We start from the raw sequence: 24354 nt of genomic DNA, 5'->3' as shown, positions 1-24354 counted from the left end.
CGGGTGCCGCGGGTGCCGCGGACACAGCCCGGGACCGGGACCTGCTCAGGCCACCCGCGTGCCGGCGGCGAGCCGCCCGGCCGGGGTGTCCAGCCGGCGGTGCCCCCACCACAGCAGCCCCGCGGTCAGCGCGCCCTGCATGGCCAGGCCCAGCGGCCACATGGGCCACGTCCCCTCGCGGGTCGGCATCACGTTCTGGTCGATGCCGCGCAGCTCACCGTCGAGGCACTCCACCGACGCCCGCGGATCCCGCTGCGCCTGCCGATACACCGCGGACAGCCCGTTCAGCGGGCCGGCTTCCGGGGCCCAGCCGGCCGACGACCCGGCCGGACGGACGATCCACGGGGACGCGTCCGCCACCACCACGAAGGGGTTCGGCGCCACGAGCCAGGCCACCCGGCGCCCGTCGGGGACCTCCTGGTCCGTCACCGGTCCCACGCACCGGTCGGCGATGTTGTCGTATGCCTGGGGGAACTGCCGCTGCTGCTCGGCGTAGTAGGCCTCCCAGTCGTCGTCGCTCATCGACGCCGCCTCCTCATCGGGGAGGGTCTCCTCCGGCGACGCGAACTCGGGCTGGCTCGCCTGCACGGTCATCGAGGTGAACTGCAGGGACAGCACGAGCGCCACCACGGAGCCGATGGTCAGGGCCGCCACGAGCAGGTACGTCACGACGACGGCGAACAGGGTGCGTCCGGCGATCGCGGACACGGCGACGCCGATCCCGGTGACCACCGCGAACTCGACGAGGATCATCACGATCCCGACCAGGACGTAGAGGGGATGCACGCGCCCCACCACGGCCGCGACCACCAGCCACGGCAGCGCCGCGGCCACGAACGCTGCGGAGGCGATCCACGCCGCCAGCCACTTGCCGGCCATGAGCTGCCCTGTGGACAGCAGCGTCACCTGGGTGATCGCGAGCGTGCCGCCCGCCCGGTCACCGGAGATCGCGTTGGCCGCCAGCGCCGGCGCCACGAGCAGGGCGAGGGTGAGGGTGAACATGAGGACGCCGTCGAACATCCACTGCCCGGCCGTGCGCAGCGCGGCCTCCTGGTCGGCGGCGGCCATGCCGGTCATCTCGCCGGCGCTGAGGGCGCGCAGCCCCAGGGCCCCGAGGGTGACGGCCCCGACCAGCAGGAAGAACAGCCCCAGGAGCACGTACCAGCCGCGGGAGCGCAGCCGCTGGCGCAGCTCCATGCCCACCACGGTGCGCAGGGCGGCGCCGCCGGACAGGCCCGCGGGACCCGTGCCGGGGTCCTGCGGCGCGGCGCCGGGGGTGGGGCGGGTGTCCAGGGCGGTGCTCATGCGCGGTCTCCTTCGATGGGCTGGGGGCGGGCGCCGCCGTCGAGGGCGAGGTCCAGGTAGGCGTTCTCGAGGCGCGAGCCCTCGGGGGCGAGGCGGCTGACGGGCACCCCGGCGGCCACCAGGTCCGCCAGCAGGGCCGCCGCGGCGTCCTCGCCACGCAGGCGCACCACGACGCCGGGCCGGTGCCGCTCGGGGCCGGCCTCCAGGGGCACGCCGCGCGCCTCGAGGGCGCGGACCAGCTCGGGCAGGCGTGACGGGTCGGGCCCCGCGATGCGGTAGGGCCGCTCGCCGGCGGCGTCGTCCGCCCCGGTGAGGTCCTTGACGGCCACCGTGGCCCCCGCGTTCACGAACACCGCGCGGTCGGCCATCTCCTCGAGCTCGGAGAGCACGTGCGAGGAGATCAGGACCGCGGTGCCCTGCGCGGCCATGGCACGGACGTCGTCGCGCAGGCGCAGCCGGGAGGTGGGGTCCAGTCCGTTGGCGGGCTCGTCCAGCATGAGCACCGCGGGCCGGTGCACCGTGGCCCGGGCCAGGGACAAGCGCTGCTGCTGGCCGCGGGAGAGCACGCGCGCCGGCCGGTCGGCGAACTCCTGGAGCCCCACCCAGGCCAGCTGCTCCCGGGCCCGGGCGTCGGCGTCGGCGGCGCCCATCCCGTACAGCCGGCCCAGGCTGGCGAGGATGTCCCGGCAGGTCAGTGCCTCCCACACGCCGAGGGTGTCCGGCATCCAGCCCAGCCGGGCGCGGGCGGCCGCCGGGTCCGTCATGGCGTCCACGCCCGCCACGCACACGGACCCCCGGTCGGGGCGCAGCAGCGTCGCGAGGATCAGCATGAGCGTGGTCTTGCCGGAGCCGTTCGGGCCGACCAGCGCGGTCACGGACCCGGCGGGGGCGGTGAGGGACACGTCCCGGACGGCGTGCACGGCACCGAAGGACCGCGCCAGGCCGTGGGCGGTGATGCCGCCGGGGGCGGGGAGGGCTGTGGTGGTCATGTCCCCATCCTGGGCCCCGCCCGCCGTTCGGGGATCCGACCACGGGATGATCCCCGTCGCGCGGACCTCGTCCACCAGGCGGACGTCCGGGGTCACCCGCCGGACGCCCCTGGCACACGCCCCTAGACTGACCCCAGCCGCGTCCCGGCGCTGGTCCCTCCCGGACCGTCCGGCCCCGGCCCGTCCGCCTCCCCGTCCGGAAGGATCCCGTCCCGTGAGCCTGATCGTCCAGAAGTTCGGCGGCTCCTCCGTGGCCGACGCCGAGGGCATCCAGCGCGTGGCCCGCCGCGTCGTCGCCACGCAGCGCGCCGGCCACGAGGTCTGCGTGGTGGTGTCCGCCATGGGCGACACCACGGACGAGCTGCTGGACCTCGCCGCCGAGCTCACCGACGACGCCCCCGCCCGCGAGATGGACATCCTGCTCTCCGCGGGCGAGCGCATCTCCATGTCCCTGCTGGCCATGGCCATCCACGCGCAGGGCGTGGACGCCCGCTCCTTCACCGGCTCGCAGGCGGGCATGATGACGGACGCCTCCTACGGCCGCGCGCGGATCGTGAAGGTCAGCCCGGAGCGCGTGCGTCAGGCGCTCGACGCCGGCTCCGTGGCCATCGTCGCCGGCTTCCAGGGGATGAGCCCCGAGTCGAGGGACATCACCACCATGGGCCGCGGCGGCTCGGACACCACCGCGGTGGCGCTGGCGGCCGCGCTCGGCGCGGACGTGTGCGAGATCTACACGGACGTGGACGGCGTGTACTCGGCGGACCCGCGCGTCGTGCCCTCGGCCCGCAAGCTCGAGCGCCTCTCCTCGGAGGAGACCCTCGAGCTGGCCGCCTCCGGCGCCAAGGTGCTGCACCTGCGCTCCGTGGAGTACGCGCGCCGCTTCGGCGTGCCGATCCACGTGCGCTCCTCCTTCTCCGACCACGAGGGCACCTGGATCATGCCCGACCCGAACGACACCATCACCCTCGAGGAAGGCGCTCCCATGGAACAGCCCATCGTCTCCGGCGTGGCCCACGACCGCTCTGAGGCCAAGGTCACGATCGTCGGCGTCCCGGACGTGCCCGGCAAGGCCGCCGAGATCTTCCGCGTGATCGCGGAGACCAACGTGAACATCGACATGATCGTGCAGAACGTGTCCCGCCAGGGCTCGGGCCGCACGGACATCTCCTTCACCCTGCCGCTCGTGGAGGGCAAGGAGGCCATGGAGGCGCTGCGCGCCGCGCAGGAGTCCATCGGCTTCGAGGAGATCGTCCCGGACCGGGAGATCGGCAAGCTCTCCCTGATCGGCGCGGGCATGCGCTCGAACCCCGGCATCTCGGCGACCTTCTTCAAGGCCCTCTCCGACGCCGGCGTGAACGTGGACCTGATCTCCACCTCGGAGATCCGCATCTCCGTGGTCACCTCCGAGGACAAGCTCGACGACGCCGTCCGCGCCGTGCACACCGCCTTCGGCCTGGACACCGACGTCGAGGCCACCGTGTACGGGGGCACCGGCCGCTGACCGTCGGCCTACCCTGAGGGGATGACCTTCAAGGACAACCTGATCCAGAGCGCCCTCGCCGTGGGCGCCACCGCCGTCGTCGGGACCATCGCCACGAAGCCGGACAGCCGCTGGTACAAGAGCCTGCGCAAGCCGGAGATCCAGCCGCCCGCCGCGGTGTTCCCGATCGCGTGGACGGCCCTGTACGGCACCATCATCGGCGCGTCCGCGCGCGCCCTCACCGCGGGCGAGCGCATCGCGGACCCCGGCCCCGAGGACTCCATGCCCACCCCGCGCGAGCACACCCAGGCCGTGCAGCGGGTGCGGAACTACCGCCGCGCACTCGGGGCGAACCTCGTGCTCAACGCCGGCTGGTCGGCCCTGTTCTTCCGCGGCAAGAACATGAAGGTGGCCGCCGCGGAGGCCGCCCTGCTGGCCGCCTCCTCCTGGGACCTCGCCCGCCGTGCCGGGCAGCTGGACCCCGCCTCCGGCGCCCTCCTGGTGCCCTACGCCGGCTGGTGCACCTTCGCCACGGTGCTCTCCGCCCGCATCGACGCCGTCAACTGACGCGTCGCGAGCCCGGTCCTGCGCCGCATCGCCGCGGGCACGACGACGCCCCCGCACCTTCAGCGTGAAGGTGCGGGGGCGTCGTCGTCAGGGGTGCCCGTCAGAGGCGAGCCGACCCGTCAGGGGCGGGCGGTCAGGGGACCGTCACCTCGACGTCGGTGGCGATGCCCTCGGCCCACTGCACCAGGCCGCGCCAGGTGCCGGAGGTCAGGCCCTCCCAGGACACGGTGGCCTCGGTCTCCTCACCCACGGTCACGGGGACCGGGTTCGGGGAGACGGTGAGGTTGCCGGCGTCCGAGGTCAGCTGCACGGTCTCCAGGGACGCGGTGTCCGCGCCGGCCGGGTTCGCGTAGAGCTGGGCCAGCACCTGGTAGGTGCCGGGTGCCGGGTTCTGGATGGTCACGGACTCGTCCGAGGACTCGGTGGCCGAGGTGACCTTCTGGCCGGACGGCGTGGTCACCTGCATGTCCCAGTCGGCGGTGTCCGCGCCGGAGTCCACCGCGAAGGTCACGGACTCCACGCCCTCGCCCACGGTGATCTGACGGACGGTGGCCTGGCCGGGCTCGAGGGTGACCGCCTGGGCGTCCACCTTGTTCAGGCCGAGCACGGTGGGGGTCAGCTGACCGGTGAAGCCGGGCTGGATGGTCACCTGCTCGGAGCCGGAGGCCCCGGTGCCCTGGACGGCGGTCTCGGCGATCGCCGCGACGGACTTCAGGGTCATCGGCGAGGTGACCGTGGGGACGGCCTTGCCCTTGGCGGTGGACCAGGAGAAGGAGCCGTGGGCCCACTCGTTCAGCGCCGCGTCGGTGCGGGTGATGGTGAGGGTGACCTCGGCGGACTGACCGGCCTTCAGGTCCAGCACGGACGGGGACGCGGTGACGTCGTAGCCGGGCATGTCCTCGGAGAACTGCCAGCGGCCGTTCTCGAGGGCGGTCACGGTGCGCGTGACAGTGGTGGTGCCCACCACGTCCGGGATGGCCACGGACGGGACGTTGACGTCACGGCCGCGCAGCTCGCCCATGATCAGGGCGTCCCACTGCTCCGCGCCGGACTCGTAGACCAGGCCCGGACGGGCGGCGGCCTTCGGGTCGGCCGAGCCGGCACCGGTGGCGAAGTTGTCCTCGTTCACCGAGCCGTCGGCGTTGAACACGTCGCCGGCGGTGGTCATGAGGGCGGACTTCACGGCCATCGGGGACCAGTCCGGGTACTTGCCGATCAGCAGGGCGGCCATGCCGGCCAGGTTCGGCGAGGCCATGGAGGTGCCGGACATCAGGCCGAAGGTGTTGCCGTCGTAGGACGGATCCAGCGGGGAGACGCCGGCGATCACGTTGACGCCGGGGGCGGCCACGTCCGGCTTGAGGAACTCCTGGTTCACGGCGTTGGACGGGCCGCGCGAGGAGAACCCGGCGATCTGCGGCAGCGGCTCCTCCGGCAGGCCGGTGGTGTCCTGCGGGACGATGGTCGCGACCACGCCGCCGGCCTTGACCTTCTCGATCAGGGAGGCGTCGTTGGTGTGCACGGTGGGCACGGAGTGGACGTCCGCGTCCAGGGAGCCAGGGGTCACGTTCACCAGGATCATGCCGATGCCGCCGGCCTGAGCCACGGCCAGGGACTTGTCCACGCGGGCGATCGCGCCGCGCTCACACAGCACGATCTTGCCGGCGGTCTTGGCCGGGTCGAGGGAGCCGGGCACGCACAGGCGGGCGTCCTCGGCGGTGGCGCCCGCGGCGGCCACCTCGCTGGAGTGCACCACTTCGGCGGGGCCGACGCCGGTGCGCGCCGAGGAGGCGCCGCGCACCTTGGTGCCGTCGGAGAGCTCCACGGTGCCGGTCAGCTCGTTGGAGAACGTCTCCGCGGCCACCGTGGTGACCCACGGGGAGGAGTGGTTGACGGTGTTCGGCGTCGGGCCGGAGTTGCCGCCCGAGGCGGAGACGAAGATGCCGGCCTCGGCGGCGGAGCGGAAGGCCATGGCCACCGGGTCCACCACGGACGTGTTGTTGCCGGAGATCGAGTAGTTGATGACGTCCACGTTGTTCTCGATGGCCTGCTCCACGGCGGCCACGGAGGCGGAGGTGTAGCAGCCGCCCGTGTCCGGATCGGTGTCCTCCCAGCACACCTTGTAGGAGATCAGCTTCGCGGCAGGGGCCACGCCCGCGCCGGTGCCGAAGGAGTCCCCGTTGATGGTCTGCTCCACGTCCGTGTTGCCGACGATCGTGGTGGCCACATGGGTGCCGTGGGAGAACACGCCGAGCGGGGAGATCCGCTCGGCGGGGTCGCGCTCGTCGATCGGCACGTACCGCTCGAAGTCCTCGGAGAACGCGTACGCACCCAGGAGCTTGGAGTCGCAGGACGACGCCGGGAAGTCGGGGCCGGTCTCGCACTCGGCGACGGCGGTGGTGCCGTCCGCCTTGAGCATGGCGATCTGACCGTCGGCCGTGCGGTACGGCTCGCCGACCTTCGGCTTGCCCTTCAGCGGGCCCACCGGCTTGCCGTCGATGAACGGGTTGTCCGGGTGGATGCCGGAGTCGATCACGCCGACCACCACGCCCTTGCCGGCGTTGACCGGCTTGCCGTACGTGGTGTTCCACGTGCCCTTCTTGCCGGACAGGCCGAGGAACTCGGTGGAGGTGTAGTCCGGAGCGAGCTGCTCGTCCGGGGTGACGGCCAGGACGGAGGGGTCCTTCGCCAGCGTCGCGGCCTGATCCGCGGAGAGCTCCGCGACGAACGCGTTGACCGCACGCTGGAACTGCAGCTTCGGCTCCACGCCGGCCTTGGCGGCCAGCTTCTCCTGCTGGCGCTCGAGCTTGGCCTCGTAGGCCTTCACGCGGGGGTGGCCGGCGTCGAACTTGGCCTTCGGCGCGGCGCCCGGGGCGGCCTGCGCACCCTCGGCGACGACGGACGGGGCCTCCTTGAGGACCACGAAGTAGCGGCCGGCCTCGAAGGGATGGTCCTGGCGCAGCGGGCCCTGCGGGCTCTGGGCGACGGCGCCGCCGCCCAGGTCGAGGGCGCCGGCGGGCACGGCGAGCGCGGGCGCGGCCACCAGGCCGAGGCCGGCGACGGCGGCGGCCAGGCGGCGGAAGCGCGGAGCGGGGGTGGTGGAACGGGGCATGGGGCCTCCGCCTTTCTCATCACGAGGGGTGCGAGTCCGGCCGTCCACCTCCGTGCGTGCCTCCGGATGAGAGGCGAGGATGTGAGGTGGACCACAGACGATGGCAGGAATGTACACCCGGACGCACGGGCGGCGCCAGGCGGGTGTCCAGAGTGCGGACAGGCGGCTCACGTGGAGGAACATGACGGCGACCCCTCCGCCGCCCCCAGTCCGGGAGAATGGACCCGCCATGCCCTCCCCCTCCCCCCTGCTCCCGACCGCCCGTCCCCCCGTCGTGCTCGCGCCCGAGGACTGGCGTGCCCGCGCCCGGGCCCACCGCGCGCGCATCGCCCGCCGCACGGACCCGCTGGTGGCCCTGCGCATGCGCGGGGAGAAGCACCCCGTGCAGGACTTCCTCTTCGGCTACTACACCCACACCCCCGCCGCGCTCCAGCGCAGCCCCCCGGCCGCGGGGGTCGACCGCGCCGCCGACGGCGGCGCCGAGCCCGCCGCCGAGGCCGCCGAACTGGGCACGGCGGCGCGGGGCGAGTGGCGGCACTGGCGACGCGTCGAGGCGGGCGAGGTGCCCGGCGTCGTGCTGGAGGGGCGCGAGGTGGGCGGCTGGACCGTGGACGTGGCCGCGTTCCTGGCGGACCGCGCGTCGGGGGCGGCCTTCACCCGGGAGCTGCTGGCGCGCACGGCGGACCGGGCGCCGCGGCTGGGGTGCTTCGGGCTGCACGAGTGGGCCATGGCCTACCGCTCGGACGTGCACGGGGTGCGGCACTCGCAGCTGCCGCTGCGGCTCGGCGCCGAGGGCACCGACGCCGTGGTGGAGGGCTCGCGGATCCGGTGCACGCACTTCGACGCGTTCCGCTTCTTCGCCCCCGAGGCGCGGGGGCTGAACGAGGGCGAGGACGGCGTGCAGCCGACGCGGGAGGGGATGCGGGACATGGAGCAGCCCGGCTGTCTGCACGCCGGCATGGACCTCTACAAGTGGGCGTACAAGCTGGTGCCGCTCGTGGACTCGGACCTGCTGGCCGACTGCTTCGACCTGGCCTGGGACATCCGGCGCCTGGACATGGAGGCCTCCCCGTACGACCTGACGGGCGTGGACGACCTGTCCGACGGCGTCGGTGGCTACGAGGCCATGCGGATCGAGGAGCCGGCCGGGCGCGCCGAGTACGCCCGGCGGCAGCGGGAGTTCGCCGAGCGGGGCCAGGCGCTGCGGTCGAGGCTGCTGGCGGTGCTGGACGCGGCCGACGCGGCGGGGCACGCCGATACGCTCGCGCCATGATCCTGCACATCTCCCTGTCGGAGGACTGGGCCGAGGCCCGCCGCACGGGCCGCTACGCGGTGTCCACGCGCGGCGCCACGTTCCCCGAGGTCGGCTTCCTGCACGCCTCCGAGGACGCCCGGCAGGCCGCGGCCGTGGCCTCGGCGGTGTACTCAGACCGTCCGGACGCGTTCCTCGTGGCGATGGACGAGGAGGCCCTCACCGGGTCCGGCTTCGCGGTGCGCCGCGAGCCCGGTGACCCGGCCGACCCCGCCTCCGAGCTCTTCCCACACGTCCACCCCGGCACGGTGGCCTGGGACCACGTCCCCGTGCAGCTGATGACGCCCGTCCCCGCGCCGGAGGGCGGCGCCCGCGTGCTCCGTGAAGACACCGTGGAGGCCGCCTCCCTGCAGGACGCCGGGTGGACGGTGCGGTCGCGGTCCTGGGGAGCCCGGCTGCACCTGGCCGGCGACGCCGACCTCACCCCCTACCGCGACCTCGTCACCGCGGTGGAGGCGCTGGGGGTCCAGGTGCGGGTGCTGGAGGCTGCGGACCTGGACTCCCTGCGCGCTCTCGACGCCGAGGCCGCTCCCCGCTTCCCGCGCACCGACGGCTCGTTCCACACACCCCTGCCCGAGGACCTCGAGGCGCGGATCGCTGGAGAGGACGGGATCGCCGTCGGCGCGTTCGCGGATGCGGACCTGATCGGCTTCACCCTGCTGAACCGCGTGGAGGACGGACGAGGGGCGGAGCGCTGGGACGTCGACCGGACGGCGGTGACGCAGCGGCGCGGCAGCCAGGGCGTGGGGAAGGCCGTGAAGGCGGCGTCGGTGCTGGTCACCCACGCGGCGGGCGGACGGGTCTGGGGCACCGGCGGGGCCGAGGTCAACACGGCCGCGCTGCGGATGAACGAGGCCCTCGGGTTCGAGCTCGAGCCGCTGTGGCTGGCCCTCGTGCCACCGGCCCCGGCCCACGCTCGGGAGACGTCCAGTGACACCACCGGGGGCGCAGAGGAAGTCAAGGGTGCTTGACGTCCAGCGCGCTTGACTGTCAAGCTTGCTTCACATCGCCGGGCACGGGACCCGGCACCGCACGAAGGAGCAGGCCATGACCTCCCCGCACACCCACGACGTCGCCACCCCCGCCACCGAGGCGTCCCACACCACCACCGACCCCCGCCGGGACACGCGCCCCCGCTGGGGCAGGTCCGCCCGGCTCGGCGGCGGCACGGGACGACTGCTCCTCGTGAGCCTCGTGCTGGGCCTGCTCATCGCGCTGCTGATCGGCGCCGCCGCCTACGGCCTGGCCACCCTGCGCGAGCACCCGGACCCTCGCTACCCCTGGATCATGGGCCTCGTCATGGCGGCCACGTCCCTGCCGATCGGCGCCGGCGTCGCCTGGGTCCGGCTCGTGGATCGCACGACCATCCGCGGCGCGATCCGGAACACCGAGGAGACCGTCGAAGGCCGCTGGCTGGAGAAGGCGCAGTCCGGGGCGTTCGGTGACCTACTCGTGGTGATCGGGCTGGGCACGTTCGTGATCGGCATGACCGGGTGGCAGCTGTCCTCCTCCCTGACGGGCGCCGCCCTGATCGTCGTCGCCGCCGCCTCCGCCGCGGTCCGCTACCTGCTCCTGAAGTGGCGGGGCTGAGCCGTGGAGAACTCCATCCCCACCGAGCGCGCCCGCCTGGGCTGGTCCCAGCAGCGCCTCGCGGACGAGCTCGGCGTCTCCCGCCAGACCGTCATCTCCCTGGAGAAGGGCCGCTACGACCCCTCCCTCCCCCTGGCCTTCCGCCTGGCGGCCGTGTTCGGCCGGCGCATCGAGGACCTGTTCACCCCGGACGCGGACTGACCCGCCCGTAGACTGGCTCGACCCCGACCGGCCCCACCCCAGGAGCACCATGACCGGCCTTCCCCCCGAGCTGCGCGACGCCGACCTCACCCCGGACGAGTCCCCGCGCCGCACCCGGCCGGTGGTCACGATCGTCGCCCTGCTGTGCATCGCGGGCCTGATCCTCAGCGTGGCCGCCGGGTTCCTCTCCTCGTTCTGACCCCGACGACGACGGCGCGCCCGCCTCAGCCGGCGACGTCCCCGGCCACGTAGCACCAGACGCCGTCCTCACGGCGGAACCGGCTGCGCTCGGTCAGGCGCACGCGCCCACCGGAGGCGTCCCGGCCGAGCGCGGTGAAGATCACCGTGCCGACCGTGTCGAAGGGTCCACCGCTGGTGGTGTCCGTGACCGCGAGGCGGGTGAAGCACGTGGCCGGGTCGTCCGGGGCCGGGGTCAGGTCCGCCGCGGACGGCCGCGTCTCGGCCGCCCAGGTGGCGCGCAGGTAGGCGACCATCGTGGTGACGGTGCGGGCGCCGTCGTCGGACGTGGGATCCGCCGCGCCGAGGCGGGCGAACGCCGTGTACCGCGAGCGCATGAGGTCCTCGGCCGTGGGCGCGGCGAGGGTCCCGTCCACGGCGTGGCACGCGTGCCAGCGGCCACAGCAGTCGGGGTAGGTCAGGCCCCGGCCGCACGGACAGGGCCCAGGCGCGGACTGCGCGGGGGTCACCGGGTCAGGCGCGATCGGCGGCGCGGCGACGTCCGGCCCGGGCGCGCATCCGGCGGACCGCAGAGAGCGCGACGCCGCCCAGGGCCAGCACCAGGGCCGGGCCGAGCGGGCTGACGGGGCGCACGCGGCCCGAGTCGGGGGCGACGGCGGCGGCGGCGCGGCGGCCGGAACTCAGGCGGGCAGGGCGGCGGGGGATGCGGGCCAGGATCATGCGCCCAGGCTAATCCGGTCCGCCCCCGTCGGGTCGACATCCGTTCGCAGGGTCGCCCTGATTCAGGGCGACCCTGCGAAAGAACGTCGACCTTATGGATCTGGGCAGGGCGGACGGGGGCGGGAGGGCCGGCCGGCGTCGCCCTCGCAGCACGCTCAGCCCCGGCGCGGCACCCCCGCGCGCGCGAGGTCCGCCGCCAGCGACTCCGGCCGCCACAGGTCCGCCCAGGTCCAGTGCACCTGCGCACGGACGAGCCGCGCCAGCCGCCGGTCCCGCTCCGCCTCCCGGCCGATGGACCGACGCCGGTCCGCCTCGCTCGCATGCAGGTCGATGTCGTACTTGCCGATCCCGTCGAACTCCCCCGTCACCCGCGGCCCCTCCCACCAGAAGTCGACGCGCCCCGCGAAGCGGCCGGCGGCGTCGTGGATCACCCGCTGCAGCTCCGGCCGCGCGAACCCGAGCTCCTCCAGGACGGCCCGCGAGAAGGACTCCCCCGCCGACTCCGACCGCGGGTCCACGAACCCCCACGCCCGCTCGAACCGCCCGCGCCCGGCCCGCGTGCGCCACACCTCACGGTTGCGCTCCGCCCACCGCGACGACGGCCCCCACGCCCGCATCGCCAGTGCATCGAGCGGGGCGATCGCCTCCGCGAACGGCAGCTCGCACGCCGTCAGCAGCTGCACGGTGCACAGCGGGTCCACCCGCACCGGGCCGACCGGCGTGCCGTCGGCGAGCGTCGCGGTGACGCGCGCCGGTCCGTCGTCGTCCGGCGAGCGCGGCACGTTCCACCGCCGCCGCTGCCCCGGAGGAAGCAGGCCGTCGGCGTCCTGACCGGAGACACGGGCCGCTCCGGCGGCCGAGAGCGGCGTGGCGGCGAGCGGACCCGGCGGGCGGTGCCCTCGATGGGCGGCACGCACGTCGAGGAGATCGGGGACGGTGACCAGGGGCAGACCGTGGAGGTGGGCCGCCGTCGTGCCGGTGAAGACCGTCTGCGGGCGGGCGCGCGCCAGGGCGGCCGCGGCGACGGTGAACCGGTCCCAGCGCGGGAGCGCGGCCCACCACTCCAGGGAGACGTAGACGCCGGGGGTGAGCCGCAGCAGCGCCCCGGCCCGCCACGCGTCCACGAGGCGCTGGCCGGTCCGGGTGGACTCCTCCGGCCGCACCTGGAGGAACGGGCCTGCGGCGGGGTGCAGCCGTCTGCCGCGCAGGAGTGCCAGGACGGGCGCGGGAAGCCCGGCGAGGTGACGGCTCGGATCGGGCTCGGGGGTCATGCCCCCAGCCTGGCGGCCCGCCGGCGGGCGCGCGCGGGGCCTGTGGATGACGGGGGCGGGGCAGCTCCCGACGTCGTCGGGTCGACATCCGTTCGCAGGGTCGCCCTGAATCAGGGCGACCCTGCGAAAGAGCGTCGACCCGGCGGATCGCGCAGGGCGGGCGGGGCGGGGAGGGCAGAGCCGCACGCCCCCTCGGTAGACTGGCGGGGCAAGCTCGCGGAGCGTCCGGGCCCCCGGCGTGAGACGGCACCACCGCTCTCCTCTGCCTGCCCCGTAGCACCACCCGCACGGCCCCCTCACACACCAGGAGCGTTGGATGCCCATCATCGTCGTCGACGTCATGCCCAAGCCCGAGATCCTCGACCCGCAGGGCAAGGCGATCAACGGCGCCCTGCCGCGCCTCGGGTTCACCGAGTTCAGTCAGGTCCGCCAGGGCAAGCGCTTCGAGCTGTCCGTGGAGGGCGAGGTCACGGAGCAGATCCTGGACCAGGCCCGGAAGGCCGCCGAGGAGCTGCTGTCCAACCCGGTCATCGAGGACGTGGTGAACGTCGCGGTGATCGACGAGTCCGAGACGAACGACGAGGCGCACGCCTGATGACCACGGACATCCCCCTGATCGGCGACTACACGACGCCGCAGACCCCGCTCAACGGCGCCCGGATCGGCGTCGTGACCTTCCCCGGCACGCTCGACGACGTCGACGCCCTCCGCGCCGTGCGCCTCACCGGCGCCGAGGCCGTGTCCCTGTGGCACGCGGACGAGGACCCGGAGGCCACGCTGGCCGGCCTGGACGCCGTGGTGATCCCCGGCGGCTTCTCCTACGGCGACTACCTGCGCGCCGGCGCGATCTCCCGCTTCGCGCCCATGATGACCGCCGTGGCCAAGGCCGCCGGCGGCCCGGAGGGTTCGGCGGACGGCCTGCCGGTGCTGGGCATCTGCAACGGCTTCCAGATCCTGACCGAGTCCCACCTGCTGCCGGGCTCCATGATCAAGAACGACCACCTGCACTTCATCTGCCGCGACCAGCAGCTGTCCGTGGAGAGCACGGACACCGCCTGGACCCGCGACTTCGAGCCGGGCCAGACCATCACCGTGCCCCTGAAGAACCAGGACGGCCAGTACGTGGCGGACGAGGCCACGCTGGACCGCCTCGAGGGCGAGGGCCGCGTGGTGTTCCGCTACGTCGGCTGGAACCCCAACGGCTCCCGCCGCGACATCGCGGGCATCGCCAACCCCGCGGGCAACGTGGTGGGCCTGATGCCGCACCCCGAGCACGCGGTCGAGGTGGGCTTCGGCCCGGACACCGAGCACGGCGTCCGCACGGGCACCGACGGCCTCGGCTTCTTCACCTCCGTCCTGACCACCCTCGCGAGCCGGGGAGGCGCCGCATGAGCCAGCAGTTCAGCATCGAGACGGTCGAGCAGGCCGCCGCGCACCCGGACCTCGAGCAGCCCTGGGCCGAGCTCGGCCTCAAGGAGGACGAGTACGCCCGGATCCGCGAGATCCTGGGCCGCCGCCCCACCGCGGCGGAGCTGGCCATGTACTCCGTGATGTGGTCCGAGCACTGCTCCTACAAGTCCTCCAAGGTGCACCTGCGCCAGTTCGGCGAGAAGCTCACCGAGGAGATGAAGCGCCACATGATGGTCGGCATCGGCGAGAACGCCGGCGTCACCGACCTCGGCGACGGCTGGGCCGTGACCTTCAAGGTCGAGTCCCACAACCACCCCTCGTTCGTGGAGCCGTACCAGGGCGCGGCCACCGGCATCGGCGGCATCGTGCGGGACATCATCTCGATGGGCGCCCGCCCCGTGGCCGTCATGGACCCGCTGCGCTTCGGCGCGATCGACCACCCGGACACCGCGCGCGTGGTGCACGGCGTCGTCGCGGGCATCGGCGGCTACGGCAACTCGCTGGGCCTGCCGAACATCGGCGGCGAGGTCGCCTTCGACGCCTCGTACCAGGGCAACCCGCTGGTGAACGCCCTCGCGGTGGGCGTGCTCAAGCACGGGGACCTGCGCCTGGCCAACGCCTCTGGCGTCGGGAACAAGGTGGTGCTGTTCGGCGCCCGCACGGGCGGCGACGGCATCGGCGGCGCCTCGGTGCTCGCCTCGGAGTCCTTCGACGACGGCGGCAAGCCCGCCAAGCGCCCCTCCGTGCAGGTGGGCGACCCGTTCGCGGAGAAGGTGCTGATCGAGTGCTGCCTCGAGCTGTTCCGGGACTCCCTCGTGGAGGGCATCCAGGACCTCGGCGCGGCCGGCATCTCCTGCGCCACCTCCGAGCTCGCCTCCAACGGCGAGGGCGGCATGCGCGTGGAGCTGACCCACGTGCTGCTGCGCGACCCCACCCTGACCCCGGGCGAGATCCTCATGTCCGAGTCGCAGGAGCGCATGATGGCCGTGGTCACCCCCGAGAACGTGGCCGCGTTCGAGGCCGTCATGGCCAAGTGGGACGTCGAGCACTCCTGGCTCGGCGAGGTCACCGGCGACGGCCGCCTGGTCATCACGTGGGACGGCGAGACCATCGTGGACGTCGACCCCCGCACCGTGGCCCACGACGGCCCCGTGTACGAGCGCCCGTACCACCGCCCCTCCTTCCAGGACGCCCTCCAGGCGGACACCTTCCGCTCCTCCGCGGCCGGGCAGGACCTGCCGACCACGGGCGAGGAGCTGCGCGCCGCCGTCCTCGAGCTGATGGCCTCGCCGAACCTGGCGGACGTCTCCTGGATCACCCGCCAGTACGACCGCTACGTGCGCGGCAACACCGCCCTCTCCGCCCCGGACGACGCCGGCGTGGTCCGCGTGGACGAGGAGACCGGCATGGGCGTGGCCGTGGCCACGGACTGCAACGACCGCTACGCCTACCTGGACCCGTACGCGGGCGCGCAGCTCTCCCTCGCGGAGGCCTACCGCAACGTGACCACGGTGGGCGCCGTGCCGCTGGCGGTCACCGACTGCCTCAACTTCGGCTCCCCCGAGGACCCGGAGGTCATGTGGCAGTTCGCCGAGGCCGTGCGCGGCCTCGCGGACGCCTGCCAGGTGCTGGGCGTGCCCGTCACCGGCGGCAACGTGTCCCTGTACAACCAGACCGGCGGCGTCGCCATCCACCCCACCCCCACCGTGGGCGTGCTGGGCCGGTTCGACGACGTCCTGCGCCGCACCCCCTCGGGCTTCGGCCGGGACGCGGACGGCCAGGCCGTGTACCTGCTGGGTGAGACCCGCGACGAGCTGGACGGCTCCGAGTACGCGAACCTGCGCGGCCACCTCGGAGGCGTGCCCCCACGCGTGGACCTGGAGCGGGAGCGCCTGCTGGGCGAGCTGCTGGTCAACATGTCCCGCGACGGGATGGTCGACGCCGCGCACGACGTCTCCAAGGGCGGCCTCGCCGCCACCCTGGCGGACATGGTCCTGCGCTTCGGCGTCGGCGCCCGGATCGTGCTCGACGAGCTGATGCGCCGCGACGGCGTGGACGCCTTCACCGCCCTGTTCTCCGAGACCCAGGGCCGCGCCGTGGTCTCCGTGCCGCGCACCGAGGAGGTCCGCTTCACGGACATGACCACGGCCCGCGGGTACACCGTCACGCGCCTGGGCGTGGTGGACGCGGAGTCCGAGGCGCTCGAGGTGCAGGGGCAGTTCACCCTGCCGATCGCCGAGCTGCGCGAGGCCTGGGAGGCCACGCTGCCGAAGCACTTCGGCTGAGCCGGGACCCGGGCCGGATCGGACCGGCGCCGGACGCACCGCGGGCGGGAGAGGGGTCCCCTCTCCCGCCCGCGGCGTCTCACCCCTGGCCGGACCCCTGACCTGCGGAGATAAGGGCACAGAGCAGGGAGGCGTCCCCTCCACGGGGCGCGCCTCCGCCACCCGCAGCGAGAGGACCACCATGGCCCAGAAGAACCGACCCCAGCCCTCCCACGCGGCGACGCCGCAGCGCACCGCGAACGCGACCCGCACCCCGGAGCACGGTTCTCCACGGTGCACGAGACCGTGGCCGCGCACGACGACGCCGCCCGCGACTCCTGGCTCGGCACCGACCGCGGCCACCGCCCCTCGAACATCTCGTGGGGTGCGATCCTGGCCGGCGTCGTGACGTTCCTGGCGGTGCTCGTCCTCCTGGGCGTGCTCGCCACCGCGCTGGGCCTGAGCGCCGTGGGCGGCATCGCCAACACCGCGGCCCAGGCCACCCAGGTCTCCCCGGAGCAGATCGGCGCCGCCGCGCAGGACGCGCAGGGGCAGGTCAGCGAGCAGGACGTGCAGCAGGCCCAGGACCAGGCCCAGCAGGCCGCCGACGAGGCGGCCCGGACCTTCGAGGAGAACCGCGACGAGCTCGCCCAGGGTGCCTGGTGGACCTTCGGCGGCCTGCTGCTCGGCGGCCTCGTGTCCTCCCTCGCCGGTGTGGCCGGCGCGCGTGCGGTGCACGGCCGCGAGACGGAGCTGCGCAACGGCACCGGCCGTCGCGTCGACGCCTGACCCGTCATCACCCTCGCGCTCCCCGCACGGGGGCCCGCCGCAGGCCCCGAGGCATCGCCTCGGGGCCTGTCCCGTGCCCGGCAGGAGCGCCCCGGAGCAGACCGCGCAGAATTTCTTCTGCCGATCTGCAACCGGAGCGCCTCCACGCCGGTAGTCCTGGTGTGAGCACATCCCGTGCCGCATCCGACCCGCCCCCCCGGGGCGACGACGAAGAGGACTGATCCCATGCGCAAGACCCTCCCCGCCGCTGTGACCGCTGCCGTCGGCCTCGCCGTGATGGCCCCCCTGTCCGCCGCCGCCATGGACCACGACGACTACGCGGAGCTGTCCGTCCTGCACGGCGTGCCCGGCCTGACCGTGGACGTCTACGTGGACGGCGAACTGACCCTCGACGACTTCGAGCCCGGCGAGCTGGCCGGCCCGCTCGAGCTTCCCGCCGGGGACTACGAGGTGGCCATCACCGCCGCCGACGCTGAGGACGACTCCGACCCGGTGCTGGGCCCGGTGGACCTGACCCTCGAGGAGGACGGGAACTACACCGCCGCGGCCCACCTGGACGCCGAGGGCGCCCCCACCGTCACCGCGTTCGAGAACGACACCGACGAGCTGGCCGCCGGCGAGGGCCGTCTGACCGTGCGCCACATCGCCGCCGCCCCGGCCGTGGACGTGTGGGCCGGCGACGAGGTCGTCGTGCCGGGCCTGGAGAACCCGGATGAGGCCTCCCTCGAGATCCCCGCCGGCACCGTCCCCGCCGCGATCTCCGTGGCCGGCACCACCGAGCCCGTCCTGGGCCCGGCCGACGTCGAGGTGGCCGAGGGCATGACCACGATCGCCTACGCCTGGGGCTCCGCCGAGGACGGCACCCTGGCCCTGGCCACCCAGGCCGTCGAGGCCGAGCACATGGCGCCGACCGCCGTGTCCGCCGACGTGGACGTGGCCCCCGCCGGTCCGTCCGCGGGTCTGCTGGCCGCCGGCGGCGCCGCCCTCGCCGCGCTGGCCGCCGGCTCCTGGACCGTGGCCCGCCGCCGGGCGGCCCATGCCTGACGTCCACGCACGGAGCGGTCGCCGTCGCCGCCGGACGGGGCTCGCCCCCACCCTGGTGGCGGCGGCGGCCGTCCTGCTGGCCTCCTCCGGCTGCGCCCCGGCCGACGGCATCGCCGTCGGCGCGGGGGCGCCGGGGACCCCCGAGCCGATCTCGCCGGCGGTGGGCCGTCCTGACGCGTCGGCGTCCGCCTCGGTCGCACTGTCGCAGGGCCCGCCGTCCGTCACGGCATCGGCCGGGTCGAGCAGGACACCGGTCCCGGTCCGCCCCGCCACGGACGCGCCCCCGACGCGCACCGCCGCACCCGTCCGGCTCGTCTACCCGGCGATCGGGACGGACATGGAGGTGGTGCCCACCGGCGTTCTCGCGGACGGCGGGATGGAGCTCCCCGACGACCCGGACGTCGCCGGCTGGTACCGCCACGGGCCCGCGCCCGGGGACGCCGCCGGATCGGCCGTGATCGCCTCCCACTCGGGCTCGCCGCGCAATCCCGTGGGCCGGCTCTACGCCCTGCGGGAGTCGGAGGTGGGCGACGAGCTGACGGTCGTGGACGCCGAGGGTGTCGAACGCCGGCACGTCGTCACGTCGGTGGCGGCGTTCGGCAAGGCGGGATTGGACTTCACCCCCCACTTCCGCCGGACCGGGGACCCGGTGCTGACCCTGATCACGTGCGGCGGCGAATGGGACGAGGCCACCGGTCACTACACGGACAACATCGTGGTGACCGCCATACCGGTGGCGGACTGAGCGTTACCCTGGACGGACACGCGGAGACACCGACGCGGATGGACGCCGCCCGGTTTCGAGGGAGCCGTGCGGTGAGGAGAACGCCCATGCACCACGACGACGTCGCCCGTCGCTTCGCCGACGGGGACCCCGAGGCGATGCGGCAGGCCTACGACCGGCACGGCACGCTCGTCTTCTCCCTGTGCGCCGCGTCGCTGCGACACCGGGAGGACGCCGAGGACGCGGCGCAGCAGGTCTTCACCCGCGCCTGGCGGTCCCGGGGGACCTACGACCCGTCCCGCCCCCTGGGCGCCTGGCTCACCGGCATCACGCGGCGGGTCGTCGCTGACGTCGGCGCGGAACGAGTCCGCCAGGCCCGCACCGTCGAGGCCGAGGCGGGCCACCTGCCCCGCGAGGACGGTGCGGGGGACAGGGTCAGCGAGTCCGCTGTGGCGTCCCTGGTGGTCCGGCAGGCGCTGGACCAGCTCGGCCCGCCGCAGGACGAGGTGCTGCGGCTGGCGTTCCTGGAGGACCTGCCCTACCCGCAGATCGCCGAGCGGCTCTCCCTGCCGCTCGGCACCGTCAAGTCCCATGTCCACCGCGGCCTGGCCGCGCTGAGGAAGAGCCTGGAGGTGTCCGGTGTCTGAGCAGCCCCCGCAGCAGGGCCGCCTGGCCGAGGACCAGGTGGCCGACCTCGCCGTGCGCCTGCACCGGGACCACGCGGTCCGCGGCCTCGCCGGTCCCGCCCCCGTCCCGGACGACGTCGCGGTCGGGCTCGATGCGCGCTCCCTCGAGGATCTGCATGGCACGCTGCGCGTCCTCGCCGCCCTCGGCGGGCCGGCGCCCGACCTCGTCGCGCCGCCGGCGGGCCTGTGGGATCGGATCGCCGCGGACCTGGACGCCCCGGACCGGGCGGACGCGGCCCCCGACGCCGTGGCCGCCTCCACGGCCAGGACGGACGGGCGCGACGACGTCGTGGTCCCCTTGAGCGAGCGCCGTGCCGCCCGCGCCGCGGCGCGGACGGAGCGGACCCGCTGGTGGCCGGTGGCCGCCGCCGCGGCGGCCGGCCTGGTGGTCGGCGGCCTCGGCGTGGGCATGGCCCTGTCCGGGCGCGACGGCGGCACGGACGGCGCCCCGGTGGCCCAGCCGACCCCGACCGAGGAGCTGCTCGGCGACGCGCGGCTGGATCCGCTCACGCAGGGCGGGACCCTGGCCCGGGCGGAGATGCGCCGCGAGTCGGACGGGGAGATGCGGCTCGCCGTCCACGTGCCCGCCGTGCCCGACGCCGAGGACGGCTACCTCGAGGTGTGGCTGCGGGACGAGGCGGCCAGCCGGATGATCTCCCTGGGCACGGTGACCTCGGAGGACGCCGTGCTGACCGTCCCCGAGGGCGTCCGACTCGGGGAGTACCCGGTGGTGGACGTCTCCCACGAGCACTTCGACGGCGATCCCACCCACTCCGGGACGTCGCTGTGGGTCGGCGAGATGGTCCGCCGGTCCTGACCCCGGGCCGGGCTCAGGACCCGTCACCGTGTGACCCCGGGCACCCGGGTCCGCGTCCCCCGCACGAGGCTTCCGGCATGGCAGACCCCGCGCGTCCCGCGCCCCGTTCCGCCGCCTGGCCCGACTGGGCCACGTGGCCAACGGCATCCTGCACGTCCTGATCGGCCTGCTCGCCTTCGACCTCGCCCGGGGCGGAGGCGGCGACGCCGACCAGTCCGGCGCCGCCGGACTCCTGGCGGACAACCCGGCGGGCCTCGTCCTGCTGTGGATCACGGTGGCCGGATGCGCCTCGCTGGCCGTCTGGCACCTGGCCGCCGCCGTGTGGGGCGGGGACGAGACCCTTGACCGCGTGGAGGACGCCGGCAAGGCGGTGGTGTTCGCCGCCGTCGCGAGCACGTTCGCCGCCGCCGGCGTGGGTGCGGGCCGGGACTCGGGCGAGGCCACCCGGTCCTTCACCGCCACGCTCCTGGGGCACCCGGCGGGCGCGACGCTCCTCGTGGCGATCGTCCTGGTGATCGTGGGCATCGGCGGCCACCACATCCACAAGGGCATGACCCGCCGTTTCGCGAAGGACCTCACCTCCCCGTCCCGCGAGGACGTGTCCCGAGCGCTCGCGGTGACCGGCGTGGTGGGGTACACGGCCAAGGGCATCGTGCTGGCCCTGGTGGGGGCGCTCTTCGTCCTGGCGGTGGTCCAGCACGATCCCTCACGGAGCACGGGCATGGACGGCGCCCTGAAGACGCTGCTGGCGCAGCCCTTCGGGCCCTGGCTGCTGGGCGCGGTAGGGCTGGGCCTGGTCCTCTACGGCGTCTACGAGTTCCTGCGCTCACGCTACGACCGCATGCCCGGCTGATCCTCCCGCCGCCGCAGCCCCGGGCCCGACTCCCGCGTCATCATGCGCTCGGATGTTGACGCGGCGGCCCCGGGGGGCCAAGGTGGACCCGACGGCGCCGGACGGGCGCCCCGAGCCCGACCCTCGCGGTCGGGCCGCCACGACTCAGAAGGAGACACCATGCGTTGGTTCACTCTCGCCGTCGGCGCCGCCGCCGGCTACCTGCTCGGCAGCGCCGAGGGCCGCCAGAACCTCCAGAAGATGACCCAGAACGCCCAGACGCTCTGGAGCGATCCGAAGACCCAGGAGAAGGTCGGCCAGGCCAAGGAGAAGGCCCAGGCCGTCGCCTCCGACGCCAAGGACAAGACCCAGGAGAAGGCCGCCGAGGTGAAGGCCAAGGCGGAGGAGAAGAAGGAGTCCGACGTGAACGAGGACAAGAAGGACCAGGTCACCGTCTCGAACAACGAGAACGTCCCGGCCGCCAACGCCACCGGCGCCGACCCGGACATCATCTCGGACCCCTCCACCGCGCTCGGCGACGAGGGCCCCGCGAACGCCTGATCCGGCGGACGCCCGGTCCCGGCGCCTGAGTGCCGGACCCGCACGACGCCGACGCCCCACCTCCTCGCGGAGATGGGGCGTCGTCGCGTGTCCACCCGGAGCCACAGGCCCGGGCCGGGTGATCACCCGGCCGGGGCGGGCTCCGGCGCGGCGGGCGGGGCGGCGATCTCGTCCGCCGCGGGCGCCTCGACGGGCTCGACGGCGTTCCAGTCCGAGAACGTCACGGTGCCCTCGGTGCCGGGGGACACGGTCTCCACGGTGAGCAGGGCGCCGTCGTCCTCGGCCACCGTGAACGCCTTCAGGCGGGTGGCGGCGTCCCCGGCGCCGGCGACGGGCTGCTCCAGGACGTAGCGGACGGCGTCCTCGCCGCTGCGCCGGATCCCGTCGGCGTCCACGGCCGCGCCCTCGAGGCCGCCGGCGGCGGGCACGCCCGCGAGCAGGCCGTCCACCACGGCGCGCATGCTCAGGCCCTGGCTGACCGGGGTCTCCTGCCACTTCTGGGCGTACTCGGGGCGCTCCGGGCCGGCGACGCCGCCGCGCTCCTCCACCGCGAACCGGTGGTACTGCTTCCCGCCCACCACGCGGGTCTCGTCCCGGGCGGTGTGCTGCCCGGCGCGGAACTCACCCGTGTAGACCAGGTCCCCGCCGTCCACGGCGCCGGCGACCTCGGTGGCGTCCGGGATGCCCAGACCGCCGCCGACCACGCCGGCGTCGGTGCTCACCTCGGTGGTCATGCGCACGGACTGGGCGCCCTCGAGCTGGGCGCGGGCGCGGTCCCAGGCGGCGGAGGCGTCCTCACCGGAGGCGCCGCACGCGGTGAGGGCCAGGGCGGCGCCGAGGCCGAGCACGGCCGCGGGCACGGCACGGCGGGCCGGGACGCGGCGGGCCGCGGGGCGGGGGCTGCGGTCGGGGCGCATCACTGCTCCACCTCCTCCGGCACCTCGGCCGGCTCGATCTGGTTCCAGTCGGTCAGGGTGAGCTCCTGGACCTGCGTGCCGTCCTCCACGCGCAGGCCCACGAGCGAGCCGTCGTCGTCCACCGTGAAGGCGCGCACCGTGAACGTGTCCCCCTCCTGACGCGCGGCCTCGGCGGCCTGGGCGGGGACCTGGTAGCGGTGGGCGGTCCCGCCGGACCACTCGACCTCCTCGGGCTGCACGTCGGCGCCGGCGAGGGCGTCGGCGGCGGGCAGGGCGACGGTCTCGAGGGTCCCCCCGATCGGGTTCTCCTGGGACTGGGAGGGGGTCTCCCGCCACCCGTCCGTGCGGTATTGCGCGGCCACCTGCGCCGGCACGTCCGGGCCCTCCGTGATGATGCGCGCATAGGACTTGCCCTCCACCGTGCGCGTCTCCACGGTCATCCAGGAGTCCTCGCCCACCAGCATGGACGCCTCGGTGGTGCCGTCCGTGCCCTCGAGCGGGCCGGCGAGGTCCCACGTGATCACGCGCGGCGACTGCGAGCCGTCGGTGCTCACGAAGGACATCCGGACGGACTCGGCGCCGTCGATCTGGGCACGGGCCCGCTCCCAGGCCTCGCCCGCGGCGGGCGGCTGACTCGCGCACCCGGCGAGGACGAGGGCCCCGATGGCCCCCAGCCCTGCCGCGTGGACGGCACGTCTGCGCTGCATGTTCTCCTCCTGACAGGCGGGACGGCGGTCGGCCCGCCGCTGTGCTGGGCCTCACCCTACCGAGCGGGCCTGGACGCGGCCCGGACGCGCGACGGCGCCCACCCCCTCGGCGGGGGCGGGCGCCGGCGTCGGGCCTCAGGGCCGCTCAGCCCTGCCGGCGGCGCAGCGCGAAGGACGCGCCGTGGTGGGCCTCCGGCAGGTGGTCGCCGCGGCCGAACAGCTTGTGGCGCAGCGTGCCCTCGGCGTACTCCGTCTTGTAGCGGCCCAGCGCCTGCAGCTCGGGCACCACGTGCTCCACGACGTCCTCGAACGTGCCGGGGGTGATGTGGTAGGCCAGGTTGAAGCCGTCCACGTCCGTCGCATCCGCCCACTCGGCCAGCTGCCGGGCCGCGGACGCGCCGCCGCCCACGATGACCGGGCCGAAGCCGCCGACGCCGACCCATTCGGCCATGCGCCGCACGGTCCACTCCTCGTCCGAGCCGGAGGCCTTCTTGAAGGTCTCCACGGTGGACTGGATGGCGTTGGACTGCACGTCGCCGATCGGCTCGTCCAGGGCGAACTGCTTGAGGTCGATGCCCATCCAGCCGGACATCAGCACGAGCGCGCCCTCGTGGTCCACGTACTGGACGAGGTCCTCGAACGTCGCCTGCGCGGCCTCGTCCGTGGGGCCGGTGACCACGGTCTGCATGGCGAAGATCTTCACGTCATACGGATCGCGGCCGGCATCGGCCAGGGCCTGGCGGATCTTCTTCACGGTGCCGGCGGCCATTTCCTTGGTGGGGGCGTTGATGAACACCGCCTCGGCGTGCTTGCCCGCGAAGGCGCGGCCGCGCGTCGAGGCACCGGCCTGGTAGATCACGG

Annotated in this window: 26 protein-coding genes; 17 read left to right on the top strand and 9 right to left on the bottom strand. The window is 74.5% G+C overall.

What is annotated here, in order from left to right; translation table 11 throughout:
* Positions 1–45: 45 nt before the first annotated feature.
* Both Q4D18_RS05970 and Q4D18_RS05965 read right to left on the bottom strand, forming a co-directional pair.
* A complete protein-coding gene (locus Q4D18_RS05970) occupies positions 46–1305 on the bottom strand; it encodes an ABC transporter permease (protein WP_303126555.1) in 1260 nt (419 codons plus the stop codon).
* Positions 1302–2294, bottom strand: coding sequence for an ABC transporter ATP-binding protein (locus Q4D18_RS05965; protein WP_303126554.1), 993 nt, complete (start codon positions 2292–2294; stop codon positions 1302–1304). The genes Q4D18_RS05970 and Q4D18_RS05965 overlap by 4 nt, the downstream gene beginning before the upstream one ends.
* Before the next feature lie 214 nt (positions 2295–2508).
* Between Q4D18_RS05965 and Q4D18_RS05960 the strand changes: the two genes are divergently transcribed.
* Together Q4D18_RS05960 and Q4D18_RS05955 are read left to right on the top strand one after the other, a co-directional pair.
* Complete coding sequence (locus Q4D18_RS05960; RefSeq protein WP_303126552.1) at positions 2509–3795, top strand: aspartate kinase; 1287 nt, start codon at positions 2509–2511, stop codon at positions 3793–3795.
* Between the two features lie 21 nt (positions 3796–3816).
* Positions 3817–4341, top strand: coding sequence for a TspO/MBR family protein (locus Q4D18_RS05955; protein WP_303126550.1), 525 nt, complete (start codon positions 3817–3819; stop codon positions 4339–4341).
* A gap of 133 nt (positions 4342–4474) precedes the next feature.
* Here the strand turns inward: Q4D18_RS05955 and Q4D18_RS05950 are convergent, their stop codons facing one another.
* Complete coding sequence (locus tag Q4D18_RS05950) at positions 4475–7450, bottom strand: S8 family serine peptidase (protein WP_303126548.1); 2976 nt, start codon at positions 7448–7450, stop codon at positions 4475–4477.
* Positions 7451–7679: 229 nt separating this feature from the next.
* Here Q4D18_RS05950 and Q4D18_RS05945 point away from each other — a divergent pair, with 229 nt between their 5' ends.
* From Q4D18_RS05945 to Q4D18_RS05925, 5 genes are all read left to right on the top strand, one after another.
* Positions 7680–8723 carry a 3-methyladenine DNA glycosylase gene (locus Q4D18_RS05945; protein WP_303126547.1) on the top strand — a complete coding sequence of 348 codons (1044 nt, stop codon included), beginning with the start codon at positions 7680–7682 and terminating at the stop codon, positions 8721–8723.
* Positions 8720–9733: a DUF952 domain-containing protein gene (locus Q4D18_RS05940; protein ID WP_303126546.1), complete on the top strand. Its 1014-nt coding sequence runs from the start codon at positions 8720–8722 to the stop codon at positions 9731–9733. The genes Q4D18_RS05945 and Q4D18_RS05940 overlap by 4 nt, the downstream gene beginning before the upstream one ends.
* Positions 9734–9809: 76 nt before the next feature.
* Complete coding sequence (locus Q4D18_RS05935) at positions 9810–10352, top strand: hypothetical protein (protein ID WP_303126545.1); 543 nt, start codon at positions 9810–9812, stop codon at positions 10350–10352.
* Between the two features lie 3 nt (positions 10353–10355).
* Complete coding sequence (locus Q4D18_RS05930; RefSeq protein ID WP_303126544.1) at positions 10356–10553, top strand: helix-turn-helix transcriptional regulator; 198 nt, start codon at positions 10356–10358, stop codon at positions 10551–10553.
* A 49-nt stretch (positions 10554–10602) separates the two neighbouring features.
* On the top strand, positions 10603–10752 hold the full coding sequence (locus Q4D18_RS05925; protein WP_303126542.1) for a hypothetical protein: 150 nt from the start codon (positions 10603–10605) through the stop codon (positions 10750–10752).
* Positions 10753–10777: 25 nt separating this feature from the next.
* On the opposite strand, the gene Q4D18_RS05920 is transcribed toward Q4D18_RS05925, so the two are convergent.
* The 3 genes from Q4D18_RS05920 to Q4D18_RS05910 form a co-directional block, all read right to left on the bottom strand.
* A complete protein-coding gene (locus Q4D18_RS05920; protein WP_368389634.1) occupies positions 10778–11167 on the bottom strand; it encodes a YchJ family protein in 390 nt (129 codons plus the stop codon).
* A 97-nt stretch (positions 11168–11264) separates the two neighbouring features.
* Entirely contained in the window at positions 11265–11471 is a 207-nt protein-coding gene (locus Q4D18_RS05915) for a hypothetical protein (RefSeq protein WP_303126541.1), read from the bottom strand.
* Positions 11472–11626: 155 nt separating this feature from the next.
* Complete coding sequence (locus tag Q4D18_RS05910; protein WP_303126540.1) at positions 11627–12742, bottom strand: hypothetical protein; 1116 nt, start codon at positions 12740–12742, stop codon at positions 11627–11629.
* 316 nt (positions 12743–13058) lie between these two features.
* On the opposite strand from Q4D18_RS05910, the gene purS reads away from it, so the two are divergent.
* The 10 genes from purS (at position 13059) to Q4D18_RS05860 (ending at position 21869) form a co-directional block, all read left to right on the top strand.
* Positions 13059–13337 (top strand): phosphoribosylformylglycinamidine synthase subunit PurS, encoded by a 279-nt coding sequence (gene purS, locus Q4D18_RS05905; RefSeq protein ID WP_303126539.1) that lies wholly within the window; start codon positions 13059–13061, stop codon positions 13335–13337.
* Complete coding sequence (gene purQ / locus Q4D18_RS05900; RefSeq protein WP_303126538.1) at positions 13337–14134, top strand: phosphoribosylformylglycinamidine synthase subunit PurQ; 798 nt, start codon at positions 13337–13339, stop codon at positions 14132–14134. The genes purS and purQ overlap by 1 nt, the downstream gene beginning before the upstream one ends.
* Positions 14131–16437: a phosphoribosylformylglycinamidine synthase subunit PurL gene (gene purL, locus Q4D18_RS05895; protein WP_303126537.1), complete on the top strand. Its 2307-nt coding sequence runs from the start codon at positions 14131–14133 to the stop codon at positions 16435–16437. Before purQ ends, purL begins: the two co-directional genes overlap by 4 nt.
* A 273-nt stretch (positions 16438–16710) precedes the next feature.
* The gene (locus tag Q4D18_RS05890) at positions 16711–17205 is read left to right on the top strand and encodes a hypothetical protein (RefSeq protein ID WP_303126535.1); all 495 of its coding nucleotides are present in this window, start codon (positions 16711–16713) and stop codon (positions 17203–17205) included.
* A 225-nt stretch (positions 17206–17430) separates the two neighbouring features.
* Entirely contained in the window at positions 17431–18249 is an 819-nt protein-coding gene (locus tag Q4D18_RS05885) for a DUF4397 domain-containing protein (protein WP_135030721.1), read from the top strand.
* On the top strand, positions 18242–18994 hold the full coding sequence (locus Q4D18_RS05880; RefSeq protein WP_303126533.1) for a class F sortase: 753 nt from the start codon (positions 18242–18244) through the stop codon (positions 18992–18994). The genes Q4D18_RS05885 and Q4D18_RS05880 overlap by 8 nt, the downstream gene beginning before the upstream one ends.
* A gap of 86 nt (positions 18995–19080) precedes the next feature.
* Positions 19081–19620 (top strand): RNA polymerase sigma factor, encoded by a 540-nt coding sequence (locus tag Q4D18_RS05875; protein WP_303126531.1) that lies wholly within the window; start codon positions 19081–19083, stop codon positions 19618–19620.
* The gene (locus Q4D18_RS05870) at positions 19613–20476 is read left to right on the top strand and encodes an anti-sigma factor (RefSeq protein WP_303126529.1); all 864 of its coding nucleotides are present in this window, start codon (positions 19613–19615) and stop codon (positions 20474–20476) included. The genes Q4D18_RS05875 and Q4D18_RS05870 overlap by 8 nt, the downstream gene beginning before the upstream one ends.
* Positions 20477–20609: 133 nt before the next feature.
* Complete coding sequence (locus Q4D18_RS05865; protein WP_303126528.1) at positions 20610–21329, top strand: DUF1206 domain-containing protein; 720 nt, start codon at positions 20610–20612, stop codon at positions 21327–21329.
* Between the two features lie 159 nt (positions 21330–21488).
* Positions 21489–21869, top strand: coding sequence for a YtxH domain-containing protein (locus tag Q4D18_RS05860; RefSeq protein WP_303126526.1), 381 nt, complete (start codon positions 21489–21491; stop codon positions 21867–21869).
* A gap of 122 nt (positions 21870–21991) precedes the next feature.
* On the opposite strand, the gene Q4D18_RS05855 is transcribed toward Q4D18_RS05860, so the two are convergent.
* The 3 genes from Q4D18_RS05855 to Q4D18_RS05845 form a co-directional block, all read right to left on the bottom strand.
* Complete coding sequence (locus Q4D18_RS05855) at positions 21992–22786, bottom strand: hypothetical protein (protein WP_303126525.1); 795 nt, start codon at positions 22784–22786, stop codon at positions 21992–21994.
* Positions 22786–23493, bottom strand: a complete 708-nt coding sequence (locus tag Q4D18_RS05850; protein ID WP_303126524.1) for a Tat (twin-arginine translocation) pathway signal sequence — start codon at positions 23491–23493, stop codon at positions 22786–22788. Before Q4D18_RS05850 ends, Q4D18_RS05855 begins: the two co-directional genes overlap by 1 nt.
* Before the next feature lie 145 nt (positions 23494–23638).
* The coding region (locus Q4D18_RS05845; RefSeq protein WP_303126523.1) for an LLM class flavin-dependent oxidoreductase at positions 23639–24354 on the bottom strand (716 nt) is incomplete at its 5' end.

This window comes from Micrococcus sp. (genome assembly GCF_030523875.1).
Taxonomy (GTDB): Bacteria; Actinomycetota; Actinomycetes; order Actinomycetales; family Micrococcaceae; genus Micrococcus.
This window is presented reverse-complemented; position numbering and strand designations above follow the sequence as displayed.

What these genes read in the sequence shown, in the direction of transcription:
- Q4D18_RS05965 (WP_303126554.1), bottom strand. Translation starts at nt 2,294, where the DNA reads ATGACCACCACAGCCCTCCCCGCCCCCGGCGGCATCACCGCCCACGGC.
- Q4D18_RS05950 (WP_303126548.1), bottom strand. Translation starts at nt 7,450, where the DNA reads ATGCCCCGTTCCACCACCCCCGCTCCGCGCTTCCGCCGCCTGGCCGCC.
- Q4D18_RS05945 (WP_303126547.1), top strand. Translation starts at nt 7,680, where the DNA reads ATGCCCTCCCCCTCCCCCCTGCTCCCGACCGCCCGTCCCCCCGTCGTG.
- Q4D18_RS05885 (WP_135030721.1), top strand. Translation starts at nt 17,431, where the DNA reads ATGCGCAAGACCCTCCCCGCCGCTGTGACCGCTGCCGTCGGCCTCGCC.
- purS (WP_303126539.1), top strand. Translation starts at nt 13,059, where the DNA reads ATGCCCATCATCGTCGTCGACGTCATGCCCAAGCCCGAGATCCTCGAC.
- Q4D18_RS05855 (WP_303126525.1), bottom strand. Translation starts at nt 22,786, where the DNA reads ATGCGCCCCGACCGCAGCCCCCGCCCCGCGGCCCGCCGCGTCCCGGCC.
- purQ (WP_303126538.1), top strand. Translation starts at nt 13,337, where the DNA reads ATGACCACGGACATCCCCCTGATCGGCGACTACACGACGCCGCAGACC.
- Q4D18_RS05880 (WP_303126533.1), top strand. Translation starts at nt 18,242, where the DNA reads ATGCCTGACGTCCACGCACGGAGCGGTCGCCGTCGCCGCCGGACGGGG.
- Q4D18_RS05925 (WP_303126542.1), top strand. Translation starts at nt 10,603, where the DNA reads ATGACCGGCCTTCCCCCCGAGCTGCGCGACGCCGACCTCACCCCGGAC.
- Q4D18_RS05935 (WP_303126545.1), top strand. Translation starts at nt 9,810, where the DNA reads ATGACCTCCCCGCACACCCACGACGTCGCCACCCCCGCCACCGAGGCG.
- Q4D18_RS05915 (WP_303126541.1), bottom strand. Translation starts at nt 11,471, where the DNA reads ATGATCCTGGCCCGCATCCCCCGCCGCCCTGCCCGCCTGAGTTCCGGC.
- Q4D18_RS05850 (WP_303126524.1), bottom strand. Translation starts at nt 23,493, where the DNA reads ATGCAGCGCAGACGTGCCGTCCACGCGGCAGGGCTGGGGGCCATCGGG.
- purL (WP_303126537.1), top strand. Translation starts at nt 14,131, where the DNA reads ATGAGCCAGCAGTTCAGCATCGAGACGGTCGAGCAGGCCGCCGCGCAC.
- Q4D18_RS05940 (WP_303126546.1), top strand. Translation starts at nt 8,720, where the DNA reads ATGATCCTGCACATCTCCCTGTCGGAGGACTGGGCCGAGGCCCGCCGC.
- Q4D18_RS05910 (WP_303126540.1), bottom strand. Translation starts at nt 12,742, where the DNA reads ATGACCCCCGAGCCCGATCCGAGCCGTCACCTCGCCGGGCTTCCCGCG.
- Q4D18_RS05955 (WP_303126550.1), top strand. Translation starts at nt 3,817, where the DNA reads ATGACCTTCAAGGACAACCTGATCCAGAGCGCCCTCGCCGTGGGCGCC.
- Q4D18_RS05875 (WP_303126531.1), top strand. Translation starts at nt 19,081, where the DNA reads ATGCACCACGACGACGTCGCCCGTCGCTTCGCCGACGGGGACCCCGAG.
- Q4D18_RS05860 (WP_303126526.1), top strand. Translation starts at nt 21,489, where the DNA reads ATGCGTTGGTTCACTCTCGCCGTCGGCGCCGCCGCCGGCTACCTGCTC.
- Q4D18_RS05970 (WP_303126555.1), bottom strand. Translation starts at nt 1,305, where the DNA reads ATGAGCACCGCCCTGGACACCCGCCCCACCCCCGGCGCCGCGCCGCAG.